The organism is Enterococcus sp. DIV1375a (assembly GCF_051712205.1).
GTDB classification, from domain to species: Bacteria; Bacillota; Bacilli; order Lactobacillales; family Enterococcaceae; genus Enterococcus; species Enterococcus faecalis.
This window is the reverse complement of record NZ_JBIOOM010000001.1, coordinates 2259071-2284095: the sequence shown is the minus strand read 5'-3', so window position 1 is coordinate 2284095 and position 25025 is coordinate 2259071. Positions and strand designations below refer to the sequence as shown.

The 25025-nt window shown below is 36.5% G+C and carries 26 protein-coding genes and 1 tRNA gene; 19 read left to right on the top strand and 8 right to left on the bottom strand.

The genetic code is table 11. The features are described from left to right. The 4 genes from IGJ63_RS11120 (at window position 1) to IGJ63_RS11105 (ending at window position 3879) form a co-directional block, all read left to right on the top strand. Window positions 1-741: a class I SAM-dependent DNA methyltransferase gene (locus IGJ63_RS11120; RefSeq protein ID WP_002356302.1), complete on the top strand. Its 741-nt coding sequence runs from the start codon at window positions 1-3 to the stop codon at window positions 739-741. An 80-nt stretch (window positions 742-821) separates the two neighbouring features. Then, a complete protein-coding gene (locus IGJ63_RS11115) occupies window positions 822-2009 on the top strand; it encodes a nucleotidyltransferase (protein WP_438746475.1) in 1188 nt (395 codons plus the stop codon). Window positions 2010-2095: 86 nt separating this feature from the next. Continuing rightward, complete coding sequence (locus IGJ63_RS11110; protein ID WP_002356305.1) at window positions 2096-2815, top strand: YebC/PmpR family DNA-binding transcriptional regulator; 720 nt, start codon at window positions 2096-2098, stop codon at window positions 2813-2815. A gap of 233 nt (window positions 2816-3048) precedes the next feature. Next, window positions 3049-3879, top strand: coding sequence for a DUF6287 domain-containing protein (locus tag IGJ63_RS11105; protein ID WP_438746473.1), 831 nt, complete (start codon window positions 3049-3051; stop codon window positions 3877-3879). A gap of 279 nt (window positions 3880-4158) precedes the next feature. Here IGJ63_RS11105 and IGJ63_RS11100 read toward each other — a convergent pair whose 3' ends face one another. Continuing rightward, a complete protein-coding gene (locus IGJ63_RS11100) occupies window positions 4159-5103 on the bottom strand; it encodes an endo-beta-N-acetylglucosaminidase (RefSeq protein ID WP_010713118.1) in 945 nt (314 codons plus the stop codon). Window positions 5104-5260: 157 nt separating this feature from the next. Further along, a complete protein-coding gene (locus IGJ63_RS11095) occupies window positions 5261-5842 on the bottom strand; it encodes a YdcF family protein (protein WP_002407950.1) in 582 nt (193 codons plus the stop codon). A gap of 121 nt (window positions 5843-5963) precedes the next feature. Here IGJ63_RS11095 and IGJ63_RS11090 point away from each other — a divergent pair, with 121 nt between their 5' ends. The 9 genes from IGJ63_RS11090 (at window position 5964) to IGJ63_RS11050 (ending at window position 15519) form a co-directional block, all read left to right on the top strand. Next, on the top strand, window positions 5964-6827 hold the full coding sequence (locus IGJ63_RS11090; RefSeq protein ID WP_002368771.1) for an aminoglycoside 6-adenylyltransferase: 864 nt from the start codon (window positions 5964-5966) through the stop codon (window positions 6825-6827). A 146-nt stretch (window positions 6828-6973) separates the two neighbouring features. After that, window positions 6974-8419 carry a L,D-transpeptidase family protein gene (locus IGJ63_RS11085; RefSeq protein WP_010823145.1) on the top strand — a complete coding sequence of 482 codons (1446 nt, stop codon included), beginning with the start codon at window positions 6974-6976 and terminating at the stop codon, window positions 8417-8419. 165 nt (window positions 8420-8584) lie between these two features. Continuing rightward, window positions 8585-8764, top strand: a complete 180-nt coding sequence (locus IGJ63_RS11080; protein ID WP_002356318.1) for a 2-hydroxymuconate tautomerase — start codon at window positions 8585-8587, stop codon at window positions 8762-8764. 396 nt (window positions 8765-9160) lie between these two features. Beyond that, window positions 9161-11098 (top strand): threonine--tRNA ligase, encoded by a 1938-nt coding sequence (thrS, locus tag IGJ63_RS11075; RefSeq protein WP_202256289.1) that lies wholly within the window; start codon window positions 9161-9163, stop codon window positions 11096-11098. 164 nt (window positions 11099-11262) lie between these two features. Next, window positions 11263-13398: a peptidoglycan D,D-transpeptidase FtsI family protein gene (locus tag IGJ63_RS11070; protein WP_002362471.1), complete on the top strand. Its 2136-nt coding sequence runs from the start codon at window positions 11263-11265 to the stop codon at window positions 13396-13398. 125 nt (window positions 13399-13523) lie between these two features. Continuing rightward, window positions 13524-13673, top strand: coding sequence for a 50S ribosomal protein L33 (gene rpmG, locus IGJ63_RS11065; RefSeq protein ID WP_002356321.1), 150 nt, complete (start codon window positions 13524-13526; stop codon window positions 13671-13673). A 95-nt stretch (window positions 13674-13768) separates the two neighbouring features. Continuing rightward, window positions 13769-13858, top strand: a tRNA-Ser gene (locus tag IGJ63_RS11060). An 89-nt stretch (window positions 13859-13947) separates the two neighbouring features. After that, complete coding sequence (locus IGJ63_RS11055; RefSeq protein WP_010710688.1) at window positions 13948-14199, top strand: hypothetical protein; 252 nt, start codon at window positions 13948-13950, stop codon at window positions 14197-14199. A 255-nt stretch (window positions 14200-14454) separates the two neighbouring features. After that, entirely contained in the window at window positions 14455-15519 is a 1065-nt protein-coding gene (locus tag IGJ63_RS11050; protein WP_002397480.1) for an FUSC family protein, read from the top strand. A 77-nt stretch (window positions 15520-15596) separates the two neighbouring features. Here the strand turns inward: IGJ63_RS11050 and IGJ63_RS11045 are convergent, their stop codons facing one another. The 4 genes from IGJ63_RS11045 to IGJ63_RS11030 all read right to left on the bottom strand — a co-directional run bounded on the left by IGJ63_RS11045 (window position 15597) and on the right by IGJ63_RS11030 (window position 19664). Next, entirely contained in the window at window positions 15597-16220 is a 624-nt protein-coding gene (locus tag IGJ63_RS11045) for a hypothetical protein (protein ID WP_010708907.1), read from the bottom strand. A gap of 127 nt (window positions 16221-16347) precedes the next feature. Beyond that, a complete protein-coding gene (locus IGJ63_RS11040) occupies window positions 16348-17481 on the bottom strand; it encodes a DUF4950 domain-containing protein (protein ID WP_002397478.1) in 1134 nt (377 codons plus the stop codon). Next, window positions 17433-18998: a membrane protein gene (locus IGJ63_RS11035; protein WP_002387214.1), complete on the bottom strand. Its 1566-nt coding sequence runs from the start codon at window positions 18996-18998 to the stop codon at window positions 17433-17435. The genes IGJ63_RS11040 and IGJ63_RS11035 overlap by 49 nt, the downstream gene beginning before the upstream one ends. Window positions 18999-19088: 90 nt before the next feature. Next, entirely contained in the window at window positions 19089-19664 is a 576-nt protein-coding gene (locus tag IGJ63_RS11030) for a DUF805 domain-containing protein (RefSeq protein WP_002356327.1), read from the bottom strand. A gap of 165 nt (window positions 19665-19829) precedes the next feature. Between IGJ63_RS11030 and IGJ63_RS11025 the strand changes: the two genes are divergently transcribed. The 6 genes from IGJ63_RS11025 (at window position 19830) to IGJ63_RS11000 (ending at window position 23573) form a co-directional block, all read left to right on the top strand. Next, a complete protein-coding gene (locus IGJ63_RS11025) occupies window positions 19830-20600 on the top strand; it encodes an alpha/beta fold hydrolase (RefSeq protein WP_002356329.1) in 771 nt (256 codons plus the stop codon). A gap of 87 nt (window positions 20601-20687) precedes the next feature. Continuing rightward, window positions 20688-21230 carry a 5-formyltetrahydrofolate cyclo-ligase gene (locus IGJ63_RS11020; protein WP_002384041.1) on the top strand — a complete coding sequence of 181 codons (543 nt, stop codon included), beginning with the start codon at window positions 20688-20690 and terminating at the stop codon, window positions 21228-21230. A gap of 10 nt (window positions 21231-21240) precedes the next feature. Continuing rightward, window positions 21241-21951, top strand: coding sequence for a rhomboid family intramembrane serine protease (locus tag IGJ63_RS11015; protein WP_002362481.1), 711 nt, complete (start codon window positions 21241-21243; stop codon window positions 21949-21951). A 17-nt stretch (window positions 21952-21968) separates the two neighbouring features. After that, window positions 21969-22187 (top strand): YqgQ family protein, encoded by a 219-nt coding sequence (locus IGJ63_RS11010; protein WP_002356332.1) that lies wholly within the window; start codon window positions 21969-21971, stop codon window positions 22185-22187. Next, window positions 22188-23159 carry an ROK family glucokinase gene (locus tag IGJ63_RS11005; RefSeq protein WP_002356333.1) on the top strand — a complete coding sequence of 324 codons (972 nt, stop codon included), beginning with the start codon at window positions 22188-22190 and terminating at the stop codon, window positions 23157-23159. A 15-nt stretch (window positions 23160-23174) separates the two neighbouring features. Beyond that, window positions 23175-23573 carry a rhodanese-like domain-containing protein gene (locus IGJ63_RS11000; RefSeq protein WP_002356334.1) on the top strand — a complete coding sequence of 133 codons (399 nt, stop codon included), beginning with the start codon at window positions 23175-23177 and terminating at the stop codon, window positions 23571-23573. Between the two features lie 51 nt (window positions 23574-23624). On the opposite strand, the gene IGJ63_RS10995 is transcribed toward IGJ63_RS11000, so the two are convergent. After that, the gene (locus IGJ63_RS10995) at window positions 23625-24023 is read right to left on the bottom strand and encodes a hypothetical protein (protein ID WP_002407937.1); all 399 of its coding nucleotides are present in this window, start codon (window positions 24021-24023) and stop codon (window positions 23625-23627) included. A 20-nt stretch (window positions 24024-24043) separates the two neighbouring features. Beyond that, window positions 24044-24676, bottom strand: a complete 633-nt coding sequence (locus IGJ63_RS10990) for a hypothetical protein (RefSeq protein WP_229201184.1) — start codon at window positions 24674-24676, stop codon at window positions 24044-24046. Between the last annotated feature and the right edge of the window lie 349 nt (window positions 24677-25025).

Below are 25025 nucleotides of genomic sequence, written 5' to 3'. Positions count from 1 at the left end.
ATGGCCTATGAAACGTTTGCTTTCGTCTATGACGAAGTGATGGACGAAAGCCTATACCAAAAATGGTTGGATTTTTCCAATCGTCATCTCCCACAAGGAACCCAACAAATTCTTGAAATGGCTTGTGGTACAGGCGCTTTAGCAGTTGATTTTGCGAAAAGTGGTTACGATGTGACGGCCTTAGACTTATCAGAAGAAATGTTGATGATTGCTAGTGAACGGGCCTTTGAAGAAGAAGTGCCAGTTCAATTTGTTCAGGGAAATATGCTAGATTTATCTGAAGTGGGACAATACCAAGCCATCACTTGTTTTTCTGATTCACTGTGCTATATGGCTAATCGCCAAGAAGTACAACAAGTGTTCGATGAAGTTTATCAAGCGTTAGAAGAGGAAGGAACGTTCATTTTTGATGTTCATTCTACTTACAAAATTGATTCAGTTTTTCCAGAATATAGCTATCATTATCAAACAGAAGAATTTGCTTTTCTATGGGATAGTTACGCTGGTGAAAAAGAACACAGCATCGAACATTTCTTAACATTTTTTGTGAAAGAACAGGAAACAGATGAGCACTTTGTTCGGTATGATGAATTGCATCAAGAACGAACCTATTCGTTAGATAACTATTTACGAATGTTAGAAAGTGCTGGTTTCATGAACGTCAAAGTTTATGCAGATTTTACAGATGAAGCACCAACTGAAACAAGTGAACGCTGGTTCTTTGTTTGTCAAAGAGATTAATAAGATTTGGCTTATGAGCTTGGGACAGCGCTTAAAAACGTTTGTCTCTTTGCTGATAAGTCCATTTTTTTATAACGGAGGTGGCTAGAGTGAAAGCCTGTGGCATTATCGTGGAATATAATCCCTTTCATAATGGACATCGCTATCATGCCCAACAAGCTCGCCAACAAAGCGGAGCTGAAGTAGTGATTGCTATAATGAGTGGAAATTTTTTACAAAGAGGAGAACCAGCCTTACTAGATAAGTGGGCCAGAGCAGAAGAAGCTTTGCAAAATGGTGTGGATTTAGTCATTGAATTGCCGACAGCTTGGTCGGTACAGTCTGCGGATTACTTTGCCAAAGGCGGTATAAAGTTATTGCAGGCGTTGCAATGTGAGAGCTTATGTTTTGGAACAGATAGTACAAGCGCAATTGATTATGCGGCTTTCGGCCAGTTTGTCCAAGAAAATCAATCCTTAATTGATCAAACGTTCCACGCATTGACAGACAAACAATTGAGTTATCCACAAAAAATGACTGCTGTTTTTCGTCAAGTATATCCTGAAAGCAGGTTTGATTTTTCTTCGCCTAATCATATTTTGGGGATGAGTTATGCAAAGGAAAATGCCACGTATCCAACCCCGATGACGCTCTACCCAATTGCTAGAAAACAAGCGGGCTTTCATGATGCAACGATTTCTGGGAAAGTTGCTAGCGCCACGGCGATTAGGCAAAGTGTTTTTCAACAAGAAATAACGCAAGTACTGCCAACGGTTCCTTCTATAACCGCACAACATTTACAAACACAGGCAATGATTTCATGGGAAAACTACTGGCCCTTTCTAAAGTATAAAATTGTTCAATCCTCGTTAGAAGAGTTACAATCCATTTACCAAATGACGGAAGGACTTGAATATCGACTAAAAGATCAAATCCAAGCAGCAGGTTCTTTTCACGAATTAATGGAACGTATGAAAACGAAGCGTTATACTTGGACAAGATTGCAACGATTAGCAACTTATATATTGTTAAATATGACCAAAGAAGAAGTTGAAACTGTTTGGCAAAACAGTTATCTCCATGTGCTAGGATTTACGCCAAAGGGACAAGCTTATCTAAAAGAAACCAAAGCACAGATTCAATTGCCGGTAATTTCCAAAGTATCTAAAGAAAACCGCGCAATGCTTTCGTTAGATATTCGCGCCAATCAACTATACCAGATGGGAGATTCTTCTTTAAAAGAACAAAATTTTGGTCGGTTTCCCTTACGATTTTCGCCAGATACCTAAAAAATACTTAACAAAAATCAGTTTCCCCAGTATAATAAACAAGGGATAAGATACTAACAACAAATCAGAGAAAGCGAAGTGAGAATATGGGCCGTAAATGGGCAAATATTAAAGAGAAAAAAGCTGCCAAAGACGCAAACAATAGCCGTGTTTATGCAAAATTCGGGATTGAAATTTACGTAGCAGCGAAGTCAGGAGACCCTGATCCTCATGCAAACCAAAAATTACGGTTTGTAATCGAACGCGCCAAAACATACAATGTACCAAAACATATTATTGATCGCGCTATTGAAAAAGCAAAAGGTTCAGCAGATGAACAATATTCTGAATTACGCTATGAAGGATTTGGGCCAAATGGTTCAATGGTCATTGTTGATGCTTTAACAAACAACGTGAACCGAACAGCAGCAGATGTGCGGGCCGCATTTGGTAAAAACGGCGGAAACATGGGTGTCAGCGGTGCTGTTTCCTACATGTTTGATAATACAGGTATCATTGGCTTTGCTGGTGACGATGCGGATGAAATTTTAGAATACTTAATGGAAAAAGACATTGATGTTCGCGATGTTGTTGAAGAAGACGGTCAAATTATCGTTTACACAGAACCAGAAGATTTCCACCATGCACAAGAAGCGTTAAAAGAAAAAGGCATTGAAGAATTCACGGTTACTGAGTTAGAAATGGTTCCACAAAACGAAGTAACATTAGAAGGCGACGATTTAGCGAATTTTGAAAAAATGTTAGACGTTTTAGAAGATTTAGAAGATGTTCAAAAAGTCCATCATAATGTAGATTTACCTGAATAATCCATTTGTTCGTTTGTTTTAAGATTTAGAAAGTGAGCCATCGGTCATTTTGACTGATGGCTCACTTTTTTTATATAATACATAGAAAAAAGAAAGTTGATTGATAGGTCCATGTGACACAAAGCATTCAATGACAGGATTAACTTTTGTCTGTTCCATAAATATTTGTCTAAACAGTTGAATTAATAGTACAATAGTCTAGTAAGATAGATCATTGAACGGGGTGAATAGGCGTGAAAAAGGGAATGCTAGCGTTTTTTGTCGGGCTAGCGGCTTTATCATTAACTGCTTGTCGGGAACCAAAAGAAAAGAAAGTAACCGCTTCAACGGAGGCATCCTCTAAAGTTGAAGAGACGAATGAAAAAACGAGTGAAACAATTGATAAGACAAATGAACAAGCGAGTAGCAGTATCGAGTCTAACGAATCAGTGAAAAGTGAAGAGTCTGCAGCTGATGAAAACAACAGTCAGCTAACCACAGCTGATTTAGATACTACAGCGATTAATGCTGGCGATTTTACTACTTTAGTTGGAACATGGAAAAATGGTAAAGGAGAGAGTTTGATCATTCATCCTGATGGTAGTACAAATACCGGAGGAATGATTACGAAGGATTCACCTACTGATGAGTCGCGACCAATTACAAGCTTAAGTATTAGGTGGGGGCCTACTGGTGCTGCGTTATTATTATATAAAATTGGTGTTGAAAATCCTAACGGCGACCAATCGGATAAGACGAAACCACGATTGTTAATTACTCAAGATAGTGGAAATTATCCTGCGGAAGAGTATTACTATCGTTCTTCTGAAGAGGAAAATCAAGACCAAAATGAAGAGGCAAAAATCATCGATACACAAGAAAAAGCAGAGACATATATTAGAAAGACATTGACTGATGCAGAAAATAATGATACGAACCTTGGATTTTTGGGTATGAATGGAAATGACTTCTTTTTTAGAGCCCAATCGAAACAGATGGTTGCAAATGGAGGGACAGGGACTGTCGGTTTTTACAGAGTATCACCACAAGGAGCAGTCAGAATAACGGATGCACGAGGCAACTAAAGATAGTCTCGTGGCAATCTATTTAATTCCTATAAAAGTAGCAAAATAAGAATGAAATGATCACAAAATCTTCACATTTAGTTTGTAAGATATAAGCATATCAACAAACAACCTTAACAACACAAAACACTTTTTCATTTTTAACTCCTTTCCCGTCCTTACCCAAAGGGCGGGTCTTTTTTTGTGTAAAACTATTCGCTCAAGATACCAAAAAGCCAGCTTGTAGTAAGCTGGCTTTTAACTCTTTACATGTTGGCGCTTGTAGACACGAGATAATAATTAAGGTGTTGGAACAGTTGGTGAATAGTTCGTTTTTCGACCATAAAGTTCTTGTGTCGCCGCCGAGATATACGCAGATGAATCTTTTCCTGGGAGGTTATACATTAGATAGATACCATATTGCTCCGCTTTTGTACGTTTAGCATATTGCGCAGCTAGATTTTGATTGACACCAACTTCAACGGCAGAAGCACCTAAACGAGAAGCAGGCATCCCCGTAATTTGTGGCGGATTCCAGGTACTATAATAAGGGTTCCAAGCATAATCAATTAAAGAACTCATTTGAGGATTAGCTGAAGAGTTCGCAGCCGCTGGTCCAATATTATAAAAAGTAATTAATTTATCATTGCCTAAGCGATTTCTTAAGGCTTGAAGTAACCAAATGAACGAAGAATTATTTGGTTGAGGTGTCCCATTTTTTCCGTATTCAGCATACTCATCATCAAAATCAATACCATCTAAATGATACGTATTAACGACTTGTTCTAATTGAGCTGCAAAGGCATCCGCACTTTCGTAAGTTGGGAAGTTAGCAAAGCCAGCACCTTCATGGTTGCCTAAAATAGACAATAGGACTTTAGTGCCGCGTGCTTGAACTGGACGAATTTGTGTTTCAGCTTCGTTTAAAGTTTGTTGGACCCGTTCATTTAGATATAAGTAAGGTTTTTTATTGACCGTATCATAATTAATATTGGCTGCAAAAATAATCCCCATATCAAAAGCAGGTTGATTGGTTCCAGCTAAAGTATATTTTCCCACATTGTTAAAATCGTGGTTATTTACTTCTACATACATGACTGTTTTAGGTGTAACAGTTGATGCTGCTTGTACTTCAAATGCAGGTAGTGCAAACAGTAACCCGCCGACTAAAAGTATCAAACTTAAAAAAGTTGAAATAATCCCTGTTTTCTTGTTAAAAAAATGAGTGCTCAATTGATGCCCCATAACTTTCTCCTCCTATAAAATAAATATTATTTGTAAGCGCTAACAAAGTTATGTTATCATTTTTATAATTTAAACACAAGAAGAAGAGAACAAAAGTGAGCAAATCCACAGAATAAAAAAGCGTCCTTCGCAAAATGGTCTTGCGAAGGACGCTCTTTTACCAATCAAAGAGTAAGGCATAGCCTAAAGAAAGCAGCTCTCGACCAAAATTTTTGATATCTTTTGGAAAAGAAGAAGCCGCAGTGATGCCTGAAACATTTGAGATGCCTGCTCGCTTGGCTAAAAGTTGCGAGCGGTACATGTGAAAGTCACTAGTAACAATCACTAGCCGTTTAAAAGAAAGGAGTTTTTGTGAATTGACAATATTTTCTTTGGTGCGTGTGGCACGATTTTCTAAGAGAATCTGTTTTTCTGGAACACCTTTATTTAGCAAGTATTGTTTCATAACCGCGGCTTCCGTAGCCGGCTCATCTGCTCCTTGTCCTCCGCTAACAATAACGGGTGTCTCGGGGTGTTGTTTAATATAGGGGATAGCCACATCTAACCGAGCTTGCAAAACACGGCTGGGCAGTGCGTTTTCTTTAGACGTCCCTAAAACACGGGCCCCTAAAATTAAAATAGCATCTGGTTTATCGGTGGGTTGCGTATTTTTGCCAGTAAAAATAAGTAGACCTAAAATCAAAAGAATACAAAAGCCAAAACTGACAATGGATAAACTTGTTATTTTTAACCAATGCATGAAACATCCCTCCTTGTAATGTTAGTGTATACGAAGTACCATAGAAAAAGCGATAGAAAACAAAAGACTTATAAAAAAATCTATGTTTTAATAGAAACTTTTGAAGAGAGGGAGCGAATGCATGCGTACAGAAGAAGAAATGTTTCAACTTATTATGGATGTAGCAAAACAAGAAGAACACATTCGAGCTGTGGGAATGGTGGGTTCTCGCACGAATGTGAAAGCGCCAAAAGATAGTTTTCAAGATTTCGACATTGTTTATATTGTAGAACCATGTGCTGAGTTTTTTGAAACAGCAACGTGGATAGCAAAATTTGGACAACCATTAATTATGCAACGTCCCAAGGAAATGACCTTATTTCCCACAGAACCGAAGACGCGGGAAACATTTTTAATGTTATTTGAAGATGGCCAACGTATCGATTTAACGTTGTGTCCTCTCGCAGAAAAAGATAATTGGCATGAAGGCGATTCTTTAGCAATTATCTTGTTAGACAAAGATGAAAGTTTGCCACCTTTACCTGTAGCATCTGATAAAAATTATACAGTAACAGTTCCGAATCAGCAGCAGTTTAACGATTGTTGCAATGAATTTTGGTGGGTTAGTACGTATGTAGTTAAGGGACTTTGTCGGAATGAACTATTTTACGCTGTCACACATCTCTATGAATATTGTCAGCAGGAACTGTTGCGCTTGCTTTCTTGGCAAGCGGCTTGGCAGGAACCGAAGCCAATTTCTGTTGGGAAACAATTTAAGTATCTGAGAAATTATGTCACTCCTGACACGATGGATCAATTAGCATCGTTGCTGGATTTTTCTAGTAAAGAAGCTTGTTGGAACAGCTTAATAAAGACACAAGCCTTTTTTGACGTCGTCGCTCAGGATTTTGCTAAAATGGCCCAGTTTACGTATCATTTACAAGAAGCAAAAAAAGTCACAGAGTATACAAATTCTTTAAGATTAAAGGATTTACAAGGAAAATAAGCTGAAAACAACATAAAAATAGTGTATAATTGAAAAAATTAATCTGCGAGAGAAAGGGAACCTTTTTTGATTGTAGATCACCGCAGTTGTTTGTTGCCTAGTCTCTAAGAAATAAACCTAAAATTATTGATATAAAGGATGAACAAATGAAAAAAGAAGAAATGCAAATGCGTAATACACGTCGTCAAAAATCAGGAAAAAATAATAAAAAGAAAGTAATTATTACTTCTTTGGTTGGACTAGCTCTGGTTGCTGGGGGCAGTTATGTTTATTTTCAAAGTCACTTTTTACCAACCACAAAAGTAAATGGAGTTTCTGTAGGCTGGTTAAATGTAAATGCTGCAGAAGAAAAATTAGCGCAAGTTAATCAAACCGAAGAAGTTGTGGTTCAAACTGGGACAAAAGAAGAAAAAATTCAACTTCCTAAAAAATACCAATTGGATCAAAAATTTTTAAAAGACCATTTACACAGTAGCAAGGTGAAGCTACCGTTAAACGAGGCATTCAAAAAAGAACTAGAAGCCAAATTAGCGACTTTAAGTTTTCCAGAGGGGAAACCAAGCAAAAATGCGAGTATCCGTCGAGGCAATGGCACTTTTGAAATTGTTCCTGAAGAACAAGGCACAGTAGTGGACACACAGCGCTTAAATCAGCAGATTATTGCGGATGTTGAAGCGGGAAAAGGCAACTATCAATACAATGCCAAAGATTTTTATAAAGCCCCTGAAATTACAAAAGAGGATCAAACGTTAAAGGCAACATTGACAACGCTCAATAACAAGTTAAATAAAACAATTACAGTTGATATTAATGGTGAAAAAGTAGCCTTTGATAAAACACAAATTCAAAACGTGCTGAATGATGATGGCACAATCAACAAAGAAAAACTAACTACTTGGGTGACACAATTAGAAACAACATATGGTTCTGCTAATCAACCAGTTTTATTTACAGATGTTCACGGCACGACACGTCGTTTTAAAAACAACGGAAGTTATGGCTGGTCGATTGATGGGGCCAAAACGCAAGAACTACTAGTAAACGCGCTGAATAGCCAAGAACCAACGAATGCAATCACTGCTCCGTTGGTTGGCGATACCAAAGAAAATAGTAAAATAGCCAATAATTACATTGAAATTGATTTAAAAGATCAAAAAATGTATTGTTTCATTGATGGCAAAAAAATAGTCACCACAGATGTCATTACTGGCAGATATAACAAAGGAACCGCAACAGTACCAGGATTCCATACAATTTTATATCGGACAACCGATGTGAATTTAGAAGGTCAAATGCTTGATGGTTCTCGATACAGTGTGCCAGTAAAATATTGGATGCCGTTATTAAGTCAAGGGGGCGTTGTCACACAAATTGGGATTCATGACTCCGACCATAAATTGGATAAGTACGGCGATAAAGAAGCCTTTAAAACCGATGCTGGTAGTAATGGCTGTATCAATACGCCAGGAACAGAAGTTTCAAAAATCTTTGATGTATCCTATGACGGAATGCCGGTAATTATTTACGGACATATCTATGATGATGCACCAGGTGAATTTGATAAACCTGTAGATTACGGCGAAGAAGTATAAAAAGAGATATTAGGCAAGACCGTACTTTGGTCCAGCTGTGTATCTGAAAAGTAAAAATTGGAGACGTCAACCGTAACGACTGACGTCTCCAATTTTTTATTGACAAGCGTCATAACCCGCTCTATGATACAAACAGAACAAGCAATTTAAATTGGGGGAACGAAGATGCCATTTGTACATGTAGAATTAATTGAAGGCCGAACAGAAGAACAGTTAACTAATATGGTCAAAGATATTACAGAAGCTGTGTCAAAAAACGCTGGTGCACCAAAAGAGAATATCCATGTGATTGTCAATGAATTGAAAAAAGACCGCTATGCACAAGGCGGCGAATGGAAAAAATAAGTTTTCAGAGAATTTCTGTTGAATCACTTGCTTTTTCTGAAAATAAGTGGTTAAATAAGTGCATAAATGATTGATGAGAAAGACAACTGAACTTGCCCGCGATCTATTAGAGAGGAAAATCTTGGCTGAAAATTTTCCAGATTGGCACAAGGGATGACCACTTTCGAAACCTTTGTTGAAACAAAGGCGGTCGCACCGTTAACACGCTAGAGGAACACAGATTATTTGTGTTCAAAATTAGGTGGAACCACGATATTTTCGTCCTAGTATTCGTTAGAATACTAGGACTTTTTGTTTTTTAACAAGGGGAACAGGTGGCTGTTTCGTTTCATTGTGAAAAACAGGAACACAATGAAACGCTTCAAATCAAAAAAATTAAAAGGAGAGAATTTTATTATGTCTATTCACATTACTTTTCCAGATGGCGCTGTTAAACCGTTTGATTCTGGGGTTACAACATTTGATGTTGCTAAAAGTATTAGCAACAGTTTAGCCAAAAAAGCTTTAGCTGGTAAATTCAATGGTGTTTTAATCGATTTAGATCGTCCTATCGTAGAAGATGGTTCGCTTGAAATCGTGACACCTGATCATGAAGATGCTTTAGGAATTTTACGTCATTCAGCAGCTCATTTAATGGCTAATGCCTTACGCCGTCTTTTCCCTAACATTAAATTTGGCGTAGGTCCTGCGATTGATTCTGGGTTCTACTATGATACAGATAATGGGGAATCCCCTGTGACAGCGGAAGATTTACCTGCAATTGAAGCCGAAATGATGAAAATTGTGAAGGAAAATAACCCAATTGTTCGTAAAGAAATCTCACGTGCAGAAGCGTTAGAATTATTCGCTGATGATCCTTACAAAGTTGAATTAATTACAGATTTGCCAGAAGATGAAATCATCACTGTCTATGATCAAGGCGATTTTGTCGATTTATGTCGTGGCGTCCACGTCCCTTCAACAGGACGGATTCAAGTCTTTAAACTACTTTCAGTAGCTGGTGCTTATTGGCGCGGAAACTCTGACAACCATATGATGCAACGAATTTACGGCACTGCCTTTTTCGATAAAAAAGATTTAAAAGAGTTTATCAAAATGCGCGAGGAAGCCAAAGAACGTGACCACCGTAAATTAGGAAAAGAATTAGATTTATTTATGGTTTCACAAGAAGTTGGTTCAGGGTTACCTTTCTGGTTACCAAAAGGCGCAACCATTCGTCGTACAATTGAACGTTATATTGTGGACAAAGAAATTAGCTTAGGTTACCAACATGTGTATACACCAATTATGGCAGATGTGGAATTATACAAAACATCTGGTCACTGGGATCATTACCATGAAGATATGTTTCCACCAATGGATATGGGTGATGGCGAAATGCTGGTATTACGTCCAATGAACTGTCCACACCATATGATGGTTTATAAAAATGACATTCATAGTTACCGCGAATTGCCAATTCGAATCGCTGAATTAGGGATGATGCACCGCTATGAAAAATCTGGCGCATTATCAGGGTTACAACGTGTTCGTGAAATGACTTTAAACGATGGCCATACTTTTGTTCGTCCTGACCAAATTAAAGACGAATTTAAACGTACTTTGGAGTTAATGGTGGCAGTCTATGCTGACTTTAACATTACGGATTATCGTTTCCGCTTAAGCTATCGTGATCCAAATAACACAGACAAATATTTTGATGATGATGCGATGTGGGAAAAAGCGCAAGCGATGTTAAAAGCTGCCATGGATGAATTAGAATTAGATTACTTTGAAGCAGAAGGCGAAGCTGCCTTTTACGGTCCGAAGTTAGATGTTCAAGTAAAAACAGCTTTAGGAATGGAAGAAACATTATCAACCATCCAATTAGACTTCTTATTACCAGAACGTTTTGACTTAACTTATGTTGGCGAAGATGGTGAAAATACACATCGCCCAGTTGTTATCCACCGTGGTATTGTCTCAACAATGGAACGATTTGTGGCTTACTTAACAGAAGTTTACAAAGGCGCTTTCCCTACTTGGTTAGCACCAATTCAAGCAACTATTATCCCAGTTTCTGTAGAAGCGCATTCTGAGTATGCTTATGAAATCAAAGAACGTTTACAAGCACAAGGCTTACGTGTTGAAGTCGATGATCGTAACGAAAAAATGGGCTACAAAATTCGGGCCTCTCAAACACAAAAAGTACCTTATCAATTAGTGGTCGGGGACAAAGAAATGGAAGACGCAACGGTGAACGTCCGTCGTTATGGAAGCAAAGAAACGTCTGTCGAAGATTTATCAATTTTCATTGACAGCATGGCTGCTGAAGTTCACAATTACAGCCGTTAAAAAAAGAGAAAAAGTCAAAAGGACTTCTGAATTCAGAAGTCCTTTTGACTTTTTTCAACAACAAAATAATTAAATATTTCCTTAGAGCTGGGAATAATCCTGATTTTTTGACTATTTTTTGTTACAATGAGAATGCGAAACTTTTTAGTGAAGGGACTAGAGGTATGAAGAAAAACTCATTTATAGATAAAATAAAAAAAACAGATGCCGCAGCAAAGAGTCAACGAGGTAGAAAGCCACATATTCCTTTTCGATTGAACTTATTATTTTTTGTGATATTCACTTTATTTGTTTCATTAATTGTCCGTTTAGGATATTTACAGATTGTAGAAGGAGAAGAGTTTAACAAAAAAATCACTGCCAATTCTTCACTACAAATCACGACACCATCCCCTCGAGGACAAATTTATGATTCACAAGGAAAAGTCTTGGTTTCTAACAAAGCCAATTTAGCAATCACTTACACACGAGGAAAAAATATTGAAGGAAAAGATATTTTACCGATTGCGAATAAAGTTAACGAACTTATTAACGTTCCAGTTGATCCAAACTTAACGGATCGTGATAAAAAAGATTATTGGTTAGCGAATCCTGAAAATTTAAAAGCAGCCCAAGGCCGTTTAACCGATCAAGATAAAGAAGATGAAAAAGGCAACAAAATTACGGACGAAGGCACATTATATGCCAAAGCAGTTGAAAAAGTCACCCCTGAAGAAATTGCATTTGATGACCGAACCTTACAAGCAGTGACGATTTTTAAACGAATGAATGCAGCGTCACAAATGAACACGGTCTTCATCAAGAATGAAGGGGTAACAGAAGGTGAAATTGCGACAATTGGTGAACACACAGCGGAAATATCTGGTGTTTCAACAGGGACTGATTGGACGCGTGATTATTCTCAAAGTGGCGCATTACGTAGCCTGTTGGGCACCGTTTCAACTGAAAAACAAGGATTGCCAGCCGAAGAAGTCGATGAATATTTGAAAAAAGGCTATGCACGAAATGACCGTGTCGGGACTAGCTATTTAGAAAAACAATATGAAGACGTACTACAAGGTAAAAAAGCAAAATCAGAAGTCGTTTTAGACAATAACGGAAAGATTGTTTCACAAACCCCAATTTCCAAAGGGGAAAAAGGCTCCAACTTAAAATTAACGATTGATTCAAATTTCCAAAACAAAGTTGATGAAATTTTACAACGAAACTATTCACAAATAGTCAAAACCATTGGACCATACTCAGAAAATGCATATGTCGTTGCTATGAACCCTCAAACAGGTGCTATTTTAGCGATGTCCGGATTTCATCATGATTTAGCAACTGGAGAAGTCACACCTAATCCTTTAGCACCTATTTTGAATTCTGAAGTTCCTGGATCAGTTGTGAAAGCAGGTACTTTAACAGCTGGTTATGAAACAGGCGTCATTAAAGGCAATGACGTTTTAACAGATGAAGCTATTTTACTAGCAGGTAGTAATCCAAAAGCTTCTTGGTGGAATGCTTCTGGCGGAACAACCATGCAATTAACTGCGGAGCAAGCGTTAGAATATTCTTCGAATGCTTATATGATGAAATTAGTCTTTAAAATGATGGGTGTGAATTATTATCCCAATATGATTTTCCCTTATGAAGTAGGAGATGACACTGTCTTTAAAGAATTAAGAAAAGCTTTTGCAGAATATGGTATGGGAACGAAAACTGGAATTGATATACCAGGAGAAACAACAGGAATTCAAAACAAGGACTTTAAGGATTCGTCTTCTGCGCCACAAGGTGGTAATCTTCTTGACCTATCTTTTGGGCAATATGATACCTATAGCGCGTTACAATTAGCACAGTACGTTTCCACTGTCGCAAATAATGGTATCCGCGTGCAACCCCATGTGGTAGAAGGAATCTATGGCAATGATGAAAATGGAGCTTTAGGAAAAATTTTAAAAGAAATTGAACCAAAAGTTTTGAATAAGGTGAATATTTCTGAAGACCAGATAGGAATTCTTCAACAAGGTTTCTATAATGTAGTAAATGGAACTAGTCCTTTTACAACTGCACGTGGTTTAAAATCAGACAAGTTTTCGATTGCTGCTAAAACAGGGACCGCCGAAACGCAAGCAACAGATGCTAATGGAGTAAACCATACAACGGTTAATAGTAACTTGGTGGCTTATGCGCCGTACGAAAATCCTGAAATTGCAATTAGCGTTGTTTTACCACACTTAAATGATGAATCTTCCAAACCAAATCAAACGATTGCCAAAGAAGTTTTAGAAGCGTATATGGAAATGTACAAAAAATAAAATTTGTAAAGTAGAACTACTTTACAAATTTGCCCAAAAGGGTAGTCAAATGACAAAAAAAATGGTATGATATTCAAGTCTAAGAAATCTCTTGGAAAGATCAATTATTAGTAGGAGGGGAAAACATGCGCGTAAACATTACTTTAGAGTGTACTTCTTGTAAAGAACGTAACTACTTAACAAATAAAAATAAACGTAACAATCCTGATCGTTTAGAAAAACAAAAATATTGCCCACGTGAAAGAAAAGTTACTTTACACCGTGAAACTAAATAATTTAGTTAGACAGAGCCTAGAATCCTTGTTGTGTAAGGGTCTAGGCTTTTTATCTATTGATTCATTACATGTTCATTTGTAGATGGAATGTAGAGGGAGGATTACCCAAGTTTGGCTGAAGGGGACGGTCTCGAAAACCGTTAGGCGAGTAACATCGTGCAAGGGTTCGAATCCCTTATCCTCCGTACCGAGAAGCAGTTGAGTTATTAGTTGCAAATAAAACGACAGAGACGTACACTTAAAGTAGAAAAATACTTAAGAAGAGGTGTCTATTATGTCAAACTATGAAGAAAAAGAAGCGCAAGCATTAGCAAAAATTGCCGACGTTTTGAACAAATTGGATGCAAGTTTAGAAGAGTTGGACTCGCTAGATGAGGATACAAAAAAACATAGTATGAAGAAATGGATTGTTGAAAAAAAAGCCATTCATGAGATTAAAAAAATTGCACACGAAGCTGGTAAGTATGACAAGTATGATGAAAAAGAATTAGAAAAAGAAATGGATCTGTTGGAAAAGTTTATGTAAAAAAGCGCTAGCTTTTGTTCAACAGTTATTTAAGTTTGAGTCTAGAATTAATCGTTTTGATTTTTTCTAGGCTTATTTTTTATGAAGTAAGCAAATCGTATCGGGAGAGGTATTGAATTAAGAAATAAAGCATGTATTGATTCAGAAAAAAAGTTGTAGTAAAATGTTCGTCACAACTACTTTTCTTATAATTTCATAGAAGGAAAAGTTGGAATAATGAATTGAGAAGAGTCGATTTTTAGGAGATGATTTTAGGTGACTTTTTATCAATTATTGCAGTTAGATCCATTTATTTTAAAACAAAAAATTCATCAAGCGGACACTAAAAAACAGCGGAGATATTTTTGGCGCGCCTTGTTAATAAGAGATATTTTATTAGTTTCGTTTGCGATTTTATGGGTGTCGACAATTACTTTTTTCTTTGGAAAAGCTGTAGCGCCTTTTTCAATTGTATTATTTTGTTTGCTGTTGAGTATCCGTTTCGTCTCATATGGCTACAGGGAAAAACAGGCCTTGCTTAGTTTAGGAATCGTGTTAACAATTCTAGGTGTTAGTCCACTAATTTCACTGATTTCTGTATCATTTTTACAATGGGGTCTTCATTTTATCTGCTTGCTGGCATTGTTTTTCTTAACTGGTAAAAACCCTAAAATGGGTAATCCGGGCTTGTATACGTTCTCCTACTTATATTTAGTTGGCACGGTTCACTATCAATCGTTTCAGCAATTAGAACAAACTTTCTTTGTATTAGTGTTTGCCTATTTACTTTTAGCTTTTGTTTATCATGTGAAACATAAAAAGTTGGATCAAGAGATTACTTTTATACAGATGGTTACAGAAAATGGTTTTTTTAATCAAAGAAATATTTGGTTTGGTTATTACGCTTTAGGCATTAGCTTATTACTTTTTATAGGAACGCACCTTCAGATTGACCGCTTTATGTGGGCAACATTTGCTAGTTCGTCATTATTTTCTGGGTATGAGACGTTTAAATTGTCTGAACGAGCAAAAGAACGAATAATAGGGGTCGTTATTGGTTCTCTAGTATCGGCTATCTTGTTATTTTATATACCAACGAACCTACTTGGTATTTTAGGAGGACTTTGTTTAGGCTTATGCACATCTTATAAAAGTAAAACGATTTTTAATTGTGTTGGTGCTATCATGGCAGCTTCTATGATATTTGGGCTAGAAACAAGTCTTTACTTAAGAATTTTGTTAAATATGTTGGGGCTAGCTTACGGTTTGCTTTATCATTTTGTCTTTGTAAAAACTATGTCCTATTGCAATCACAAGGAGTGGCTGAAATTGTCTGAATAAAAGGAGCCTAACATTCTTTCTTGAAAGAATGTTAGGCTCCTTAGACATTTTTGTGTATATTCCATATATGCTATTAATCAATGACCAACTGCTATATCAAATGTCGCAATTTTTGCTGAGCCAGTAGGTACAAGGTCTAGTTCCACTTCGTCAAAACTATTGCCATCAACTGGTATCCCAAAGTAAATTGTAGATGTTCCAGTTCTACCTTGAGAAACATAATCTTGACCATTTTGCTGATTAAATGATTGTAAAGCTTTTCCATCCTTAGAATATGCTTGGAAATAATTAGAGTGGGGTAAAAAGGGTTCTTCCATAGCAATATTGGTATAATCAAAAGTCACTGCCATCATTTTGCTAGTATCATAATCTTCTAGATTAATCATATAATCTGGAAATGCAGATTGATTAGTAGAAACTTTCGTAAGTTTAATTTTTCCAACTTTTTTAGAATTTGAATATAGATCAACGTCTTCATTTAAACCATATTTTTTTTCTTCCTTTTTTTGTTTGGAATCTACTTTGGATTCCTGGCTTTTTTTATTTTCATCAGTATTTCCTGTTTTTAAAGAATCATTTTCTTTTTTTAGACTAGAAATAGTTGTTTCTAGTTTTTGCACTTTAGTAGAATCATTATTAGAACAACCTGCTAAAATACCAAGAGATATTAATGTTATGCTTAACAAATACATTTTTTTCATTTGAAAACTCCTCATTTCTGTTATAATATTTTTGTAAACTAAATCTCGAAATACTTTTTTGAGTCCGTGGTCCCCACATGGACTTTTCTTTTTTTATAGACTATTATCTATTAGTATACCTAAATTTCTATTTAATTCGTAATGACTGACCAGGATAAAAAACAGAAGTTTCAATGCCTGGATTTAATGCTAATAATTCTTCTAAGGTTAAACCATTTCTTTCGGCTAACTGTCGCCCACCTTCACCACTTCGTACCGTATCGTATATAGGTTGGTCTGATTTAGAATTTTGTATTTGTTCACGAGAATCAGAGTTTTGTGGTGGTTGCTGTTCAGATTGTTCAAAAACTTGTTGAGTTTGATTATTTCTTTCAATTAATTGTTCCAACGTAATATTACCTAGATAAGTGTATATTTGTCCATTAACAGTTAAAGTACCATCATTATTTTTCGTTACTGTTCGGGGCGTATTATTCAAAAGAAACGTCATTATTTGATTACCATTCTCATCCACAGAAAAACTTACATTTTGAAGAGGAACATTCGATTGAGTTATGCTAGTGAGTGTTCCGTCAGCATTTATAAAAAATAAGTTATCACTTTGAGGAATGCCCCAACCGCCTATAAAATCAGCTAAGCTAACTTGTGGTAGCGGTTCTTTAGTAGTAGATGAAGAGGTAGATTGGTTTGTTTCAGATGAGACGTTTTGATAATTAGAGCTGGTTTCTTCCGTTTTATCTTTTTGAGTAGAAGAATCAATACTTTTCTTTGTGTAAGGTTTCAAAACTAGTTTTGTTTGGTTATCAGAATTGTTTGTCTTAGTAGGAGTGAAAAGTAGATCTTGCTTTTCTTTTTTTATCTTGTAAGCTACTTCTTTTCCTTCATTTTCCCAACGAATTTGATTGTTTTTTAGATGGTATTTGACTTTGTATTCTATTTTATTTGCAATTTGTTTACCTAATTCTTCGCCTGCTTTTTCCAACTCATTTTTTGCAGTTGATGTGTGTTCATCTGTATTGATTTTGAAAGTAGCGGTATCTTCGCTGAATGATACAATCATTACTACTTCATCAACGTTGGAGTTTACGGCCCACTCGTTTGCCATCAGCTCTTTTGTGGTCACTTTATTTCTGCAAGAAGTAAGGGTCAGTAAGGATAAAAAAACAATCAACCCCAGCAAACTTTTTTTCATTTTTAACTCAATCCTCTTTTCTATTTTACTATTTTTTTGTATCTTCGAATCTCTCTCAATCCCAGCCAACCACTCGCTGATAACAAGTACCAAAACGGCATAAACTGGATTAGATAGCGAGAGCGGCCGCCTTCAAAGAGCAATAAATACAGAATAGCTCCAATGAAAGCTAATTTTAAAATCGCGTAGTTATTTTTTGAATCTTTTAGAGGGATACTGAACAATAGACCTAGTAATGTGAGTAAATAGAAAAAATGCATATAAATTCGTAGATAGTTACTTTTTTGATTTTGCGGATAATACAGTGACCGCAAGTGTTCTTGCCAACGATTTTTAGAAGGTGTTTCTGGGATTAAATCACCGCCATCCCAACCCCAGTCAAAATCACCATTGGCAGTATTATGACGATTTTTTTGAGCCAGAAAACGGAGATAACCGAAGAATCCTTTATTTTTTAAACGGTCTTGAATCATTTTTATAGTATAAGCTTTTTTGGCTTCTTGTGTAGGCAACTGATTTACTGCTTGTGTATCTGCATCATTGTAACCGCCAGTTCCAGTCAAACCCATCATTACAAAAAGTGTCCAAGGTTTGGCTTGTTCTTTATCGATTTCCGTAATCGTTTGTTTTTCCACAAAAAATTGAAAACTATAATATGCGCTGGCGAAACCAGTCAGTAAAAAGAGAGCAACCACGGTTAATTTTACGATAGACTGTTTGTTCCGATTTACTAAAAGAAGTTGCAGCACTTTGATACAACTAAATGCAATAAAAAAGATAATAGACGAAGGTTTCATTAAAAAACACCAAGCTAGGCCAATCCCAATAAACAGTAATAAACAATATTTTACGAAGGGAGGGGAAACTTGGTCAAAAAGGCTATATGCAAAAAAGACTAGGTTGATGAACAATAAGACGGCCGTATCTGTATAAGGCGTGAGTAACCATGGAGACAATCCGAAAGAAAGAAAAAATAAACTGTAAGCAACGAAGGCCGTTAATGGATTAAAGACACGCTTAGAGGCATGATAAAAGAGAAATAAACTGCTATTAATAAACAAGCAATTAACCACTTGCCAACTAAACCAAGTATTGCTCCAGCTCCCTGTTACATCAATGAAACGCAAAAATTTATTAAGGTAATACATCATGAAAAAGAAAAATTCGTTATTGGGGTTTAAAGAAAGTACGATTTTTGAATAATCCTTATTTTCAGTGGTAATACTATGAAAGTTGTCAAAAACATCCCAGCCAATCGGCACAGTAATCTGCGTCAGGAGTAAAAGTTGTAGTAAAAATAAACTGATCAAACTACCAATAATAACCACACGATCATGGGTTTTTATTAAGTGCCAGAGCGCTTGAATCTTAGTGTAAAGAAATTTTTTGTTTTTATAAATAATCAACAATAGAATAATTAATAGAGGAAGTAAAACAAGCAAGTGCTTAGGCTTTTCCCAAAGAATTTTTACCAGCGAATAGGGAGAGTTAATTGCGCCGTAAAAGACAAATAAAATAAAAAAAGTAAAAATATAATTTTCTAGATTCAGAATCCGTTTAAAAGTAGCCATATTTTCTCCTTCCATTTTTTTAGCTAGACTAGTTCTTATTTTATCATAAAGATTTTAAAATAAGAAAAAAGCCCTTCTTTTAAAAGAAAGGCTTAAAACTTTTCCTTACTTCACTTCTTTGTAACGGAAGAAGAAGCGTAAGACGCTATTTTGGCTAGTTGTTGTTAGTTTATCTGTCGGTAAGACTGTTAGTAAGAAGAAAAACAGACTAATCACAAGAGTGAAAAATAAGAAGACGGGACTGCCACCTGTTATCACAGTATCTGTTTGAACATCATATTTCAGTGTTGACATAACAGAGAAAACTTGTGTATAGCTACAGGCAATAGAAAGTAGATATAAAACAAGCACGCCCCAACCTGTCATCCCAGCATCACGATAACGACGGACACACATTGCCCACGTTGGTAATAATAAAGCTAACCATAAAACAAGTGCAAAAAGCATCAACGGTAATAAGTTCCCAAAATCATAGGTTTCAAAATATTCAGCTGCTAAAATTGCTGACACAGCTTTGCCGACAATGGCAATATAAAAAATAAGTGCTAAAATGCTTAATACCAATGTCATCCACCAATAACCAGCACGTGTGGTCCGACCTTTAAAATCAACATATCCACGAAAATAATCTTTAAAAGCTTGTCCAAATGTTACTTTACCTTTTTCCTCAATTTTAACCATAAAAACACCCCTTTGTATTTAATAAAATGATTATAACGGAAAGTAATAAAATAGGAAAATGCGAATTCGCATATTTTGTGATTTTTTTGATAAATCATATAAAGAGCAGGTTTTATCAAAAAACGGTAAAATAAGAGAAGATATTTTATAATGGAGGAATCATGAATGAAAATCAGTATTAGACATCGCTACATAGCAAAAATTCCAGCATTAGAAGTGACAACAGAAGAGCAAAAAAACGAAGCATTACCTTTAATTGTTTACTATCATGGTTGGCAATCAGCTAAAGAATTATCTTTAACACAAGCAAGAAAATTAGCACACGAGGGGTTTCGGGTCATTTTACCAGATGCCATGAACCATGGAGAAAGAAAAACAGGACCTATTTCCACGATTCCTTCGATTACATTTTGGAGTAGCATTCAATATAATTTAATTGAATTTCCAGTAATTATCCATCATTTTCATAAATTAGGGTTGATTAAAGAAAATTGGATTGGCGTGGGTGGTGTATCCATGGGCGGTATTACTACCAGCGCTCTTATGACCCAACATCCTGAGATTCAAGCTGCTGCTTGCTTAATGGGAACACCCTATCCGGCGCGCTATATTCAGCGAGTGATTCAACGGGCGAAAGAATTTGCTATTTTTGTACCTAAAGACTTGCCACTGTTGCTAAGTTGGGTGCATCAATACGATTTATCACAAACGCCAGAAAGACTACAAGAACGACCGATGCTGTTTTGGCATGGAACGGAAGATGAAAAAATTCCCTATGAAGACATGGCTGATTTTGAACAATTAGTGTCTGGGAAAACGTATGCGAGAAATACGCAATTTATAACGGAAATCGGTGAGCGGCATTTAGTGAAAGGAGAAACAATGGATTTGGTTGTTGACTTTTTTAAAGAAGCGTCAAAAACGTTAGAAAAATAAAGGGATTTTTCAAAGAGAAAAGGGGAATCAGCTTGTTTTTTAAGAACACTTTCTATAAACTTAACAGAAAAGGGGTTGAAGGTGTACATGGAGAAAAACAAGTTGAGAAAAGTGGGCTTAACTGCCCTGGAATGGCTAAAACAACATCCAGAAATTAAACAACATAAAGAATCAAGTCTCTATGAACAGTTGTTTGCTAGTCAGCAATGGCAACAAGCACAAACGATCGGAATGATTCGGTCGTTACCGCTAGAATTATCAACACAGCCAATTTTCGAACGGGCCATGCAAGAGAGCAAGCAAGTGGCGGTGCCGCGAACATTTAAAGGAGGCAAAATGCACTTTTATCAAGTCTTTCCAGAGACGGTTTATGATACCAGTGCATTTGGCGTGGAAGAACCTCCGTTAACAGCGGCAGAAATAACAGCTACAGCGATTGATTTATTGATTGTGCCAGGGATTGTTTTCAATCGTGCTGGCTATCGAATAGGCTTCGGCGGTGGTTTTTATGATCGTTATTTGGAACATTTTTCGGGCCATTCATGTAGTTTAGTTTTTAGTGAACAACTCCATGAGCAATGGCAACCAGAAGCGTTTGATCAGCCAATCGAACAATTATTTATACAATAGGAGGAATGGAATGAATTATCAAACAGAAATGAAATTGAAACGGCTAAAAAATCAGCCGTTCATTACGTATGCCCTTTTAGGTATTTCAATCATTGTTTTCCTTGGATTGGAATTAACTGGAGGATCAGAAAATATTTTAAACTTAGTTAATTGGGGAGCAATGGTTCGTCCACTGGTAGCTCAAAATCATGAATACTGGCGGTTTATCACGCCAATGTTTCTTCACATTGGATTTATGCATATTATTTTGAATATGGTTACTCTTTATTATATCGGCGCACAGGTTGAGGCAATTTATGGGCATTGGCGCTATTTGGGAATTTATTTATTGAGTGGGATTGCTGGAAATATCGCCAGTTTTGCCTTTGGGACACCCAACAGTGTCTCAGCGGGTGCTAGTACAGCGCTTTTTGGTTTGTTCGGCGCATTTGTTATTTTAGGACGCCATTTTAGAGACAATCCAGCGATTATGTATATGGTGCAACGCTATTCAATGTTTATTGTGATTAATTTGTTATTTAACTTGTTTAGTAGCTCTGTAGATATGATGGGTCATGTTGGCGGTCTAATCGGTGGACTATTAGTCGCGACGGCTTTTGCTGTTCCAAATCGTGAAGAAGCATTTAATAAGCACGAGCGAATTATGGCCACGTTAATTTTTATTTTTCTTGTCGTAATTTGTCTGTTATTGGGTTTTAAAAAATACGGTTTACCTGTATAATAAGGAAGTGTTTTCGTATGGAAACGTTATATGATGTACAACAACTTTTTAAACAGTTTGGGATGTATATTTATGTCGGTGCACGGATTTATGATATTGAGTTAATGATGATTGAATTAAAAAAATTGTATGAAGGTCAATTGGTAGACCGAGATACGTATTTACAGGCCCGGCATATTTTGCAAAGAGAGCATCGAATAGAAGAATCTAGAGGGAAGCAGAAAGGAATCGACTAAATGGATAAGAAGATTATTGGGATTGATTTAGGTGGAACGACCATCAAATTTGCTATTTTAACAACCGATGGCGTTGTTCAACAAAAATGGAGTATTGAAACGAATATTTTAGAAGATGGCAAGCACATTGTGCCATCAATTATTGAAAGTATTCGTCACCGTATAGATCTTTATAATATGAAAAAAGAAGATTTTGTGGGAATTGGTATGGGAACACCAGGAAGTGTCGACATTGAAAAAGGAACTGTTGTAGGTGCCTATAATTTAAACTGGACGACTGTACAGCCTGTCAAAGAACAAATCGAATCTGCTTTAGGAATTCCGTTTGCCTTAGATAATGATGCCAATGTTGCCGCTTTAGGTGAGCGTTGGAAGGGCGCGGGGGAAAACAATCCCGACGTGATTTTTATTACTTTAGGAACAGGTGTCGGCGGAGGCATTGTTGCAGCAGGAGAATTACTCCACGGTGTTGCTGGCTGTGCTGGTGAAGTTGGGCATGTGACGGTTGATCCTAACGGTTTTGACTGTACCTGTGGGAAACGTGGCTGTTTAGAAACTGTTTCTAGTGCCACTGGTGTCGTTCGTGTTGCACGTCATTTATCAGAAGAGTTTGCAGGTGACTCTGAACTGAAACAAGCGATTGATGATGGACAAGATGTTTCAAGTAAAGACGTTTTTGAATTTGCCGAAAAAGGCGATCATTTTGCTTTAATGGTTGTGGATCGTGTTTGCTTCTATTTAGGTTTAGCCACAGGAAACTTAGGTAACACGTTAAATCCAGATAGCGTGGTTATCGGTGGAGGTGTTTCTGCAGCAGGAGAATTTTTACGTAGTCGTGTCGAAAAATATTTCCAAGAATTTACCTTCCCGCAAGTTCGAAATAGTACAAAAATCAAATTAGCAGAGCTAGGTAATGAGGCCGGCGTGATTGGTGCCGCTTCACTAGCATTACAATTTTCAAAAGAGAAATAGAGAGGGCTTTTTAGAATGAGTATTTTATGGGTAATCAATGGCATTTTGCTAGTTATTGTACTAGCGATGGTATTCAATGAATTATATTTGAAAATTATGGTGAAACGTTCAGCAAAAATGCTGACGGAAGAAGAATTTAAAGAAACAATGCGTAAAGCACAAGTGATTGACGTTCGTGAGAAAGATACATTTGATGCTGGGCATATTTTAGGGGCGCGCAGCATGCCATACAGCATGTTAAAAACAACAATTGGTTCTCTTCGTAAGGATCAACCTGTTTATCTTTATGATCAGAAGAAAGCTTTAAGTATCCGAGCAGCTAATTTATTACGCAAAAATGGCTATACTGATATTTATATTTTAAAAGGCGGCTATGATGGCTGGACTGGGAAAGTGAAAAAGAGAAATAGTTAATAAAAGAGACAGAACGTATTTATCATTAATGATAAATACGTTCTGTCTCTTTTATTCGTTTAAATTGTAATGTTCTCGAATGGCTTGACGAATTTCACCTAAAGTTGTGGCGTTAGGATCGGTGTCGCTATCATAGACGATTTCATCTGGTGTGCCTTCGCCTTGAATAACTTGTCCATGAATGAAGCCTTCTAAAGCATATAAAATCGTTGTATCATCTGCTGAACTTAACTGCACCATTTCACTCCATTTTTCGAGAGGGTTTTCTTGTTTTTCTGCATCTTTCAATGCTGCTTGAATAGTGGGGTTAATTTCAGTTTTTACTGCTTGCTGTGCTGACAAAGCATCTGCTTTAACTGTCAGCAAATTTTGTTTGAAAGTAAATAAGCACACGATGCTACTGACTAGGAAAAAAAGTATCAGCGCTGGGTATAGGTTCTTTTTTTTCATGTCAATACTCCTTTCTATAGTTACCAGTTCGCAACAAGATAGCTTGCACCAGGAATTGGGTTATAGGTATAATAGGTAGTCAAATTGCCTGGACCTGTATGGTAACGAGGAGAACCTGGGTAGACGCTAATTCCGTGAGCGATACCTGTTCTATACGTATTTCGTGCCTCTGAAATACTACCAATCATAGCAGAGTCTTTAAATGTATACCAAAGAAGATAAGCTCCAGTGCCGCTTTGCGGAAAATAGTTATAACCAGCAAAGCGCCAACCGCGAGAACTGAAGGAATTTGAAGTAAGATAAGTATCTTTACGAACCATTATATTATAATTTTTGTTATTTGGTGCAGGTGAACCTCGTCTGATTAATGAAATAGTTAAGTCTTCGTTAAGTGAATATTTTTGTTTGTTTCGATACTCTTCGACTGTAATAGATAAAGGGGATGTTTCAGGTTCTACAACAGCAACTACATTTTGTGTATCAGGATCTATAATTTCAATGCCATTTCCAGAAACGATAGAACCATCAGGTAGAACAGCAATTTTTTCATCTGCCTGCATTTTATCAAGAAAAGTCTCCACACTATCAATATCTGGTGGTGATTGTTTTAATTCAGCGGCAGAAGTGACAATAGGAGGAAAAAACAAAGACAACAAACCAACACTTGTAAATCTGATAAAAATTTTTTCATAATACTCATCCATCCTTTTTTTATTTAATTAAATTGTAATAATTGTTGCTGTAGAAATCAATGGTTGTTTAATTATAAGAATTTATGATAGAACCAGTTATATTAACAAAATGATACAAGGTTTTTCAAAAAGCCATATTTAGTATCTCTTCGACTCATTTTTAGAATAGTATCAATTTTTTTATGGTTAAAAAATAATTTTTCTTTTTACTGCTAATATAAAGATATTCTTGATTTATTAGTATTTTAATTACAAGAACTTACTTTCTTTTTTGTCAGTCCTCACTTTTTGAGCTACAATAAAGAGAAGA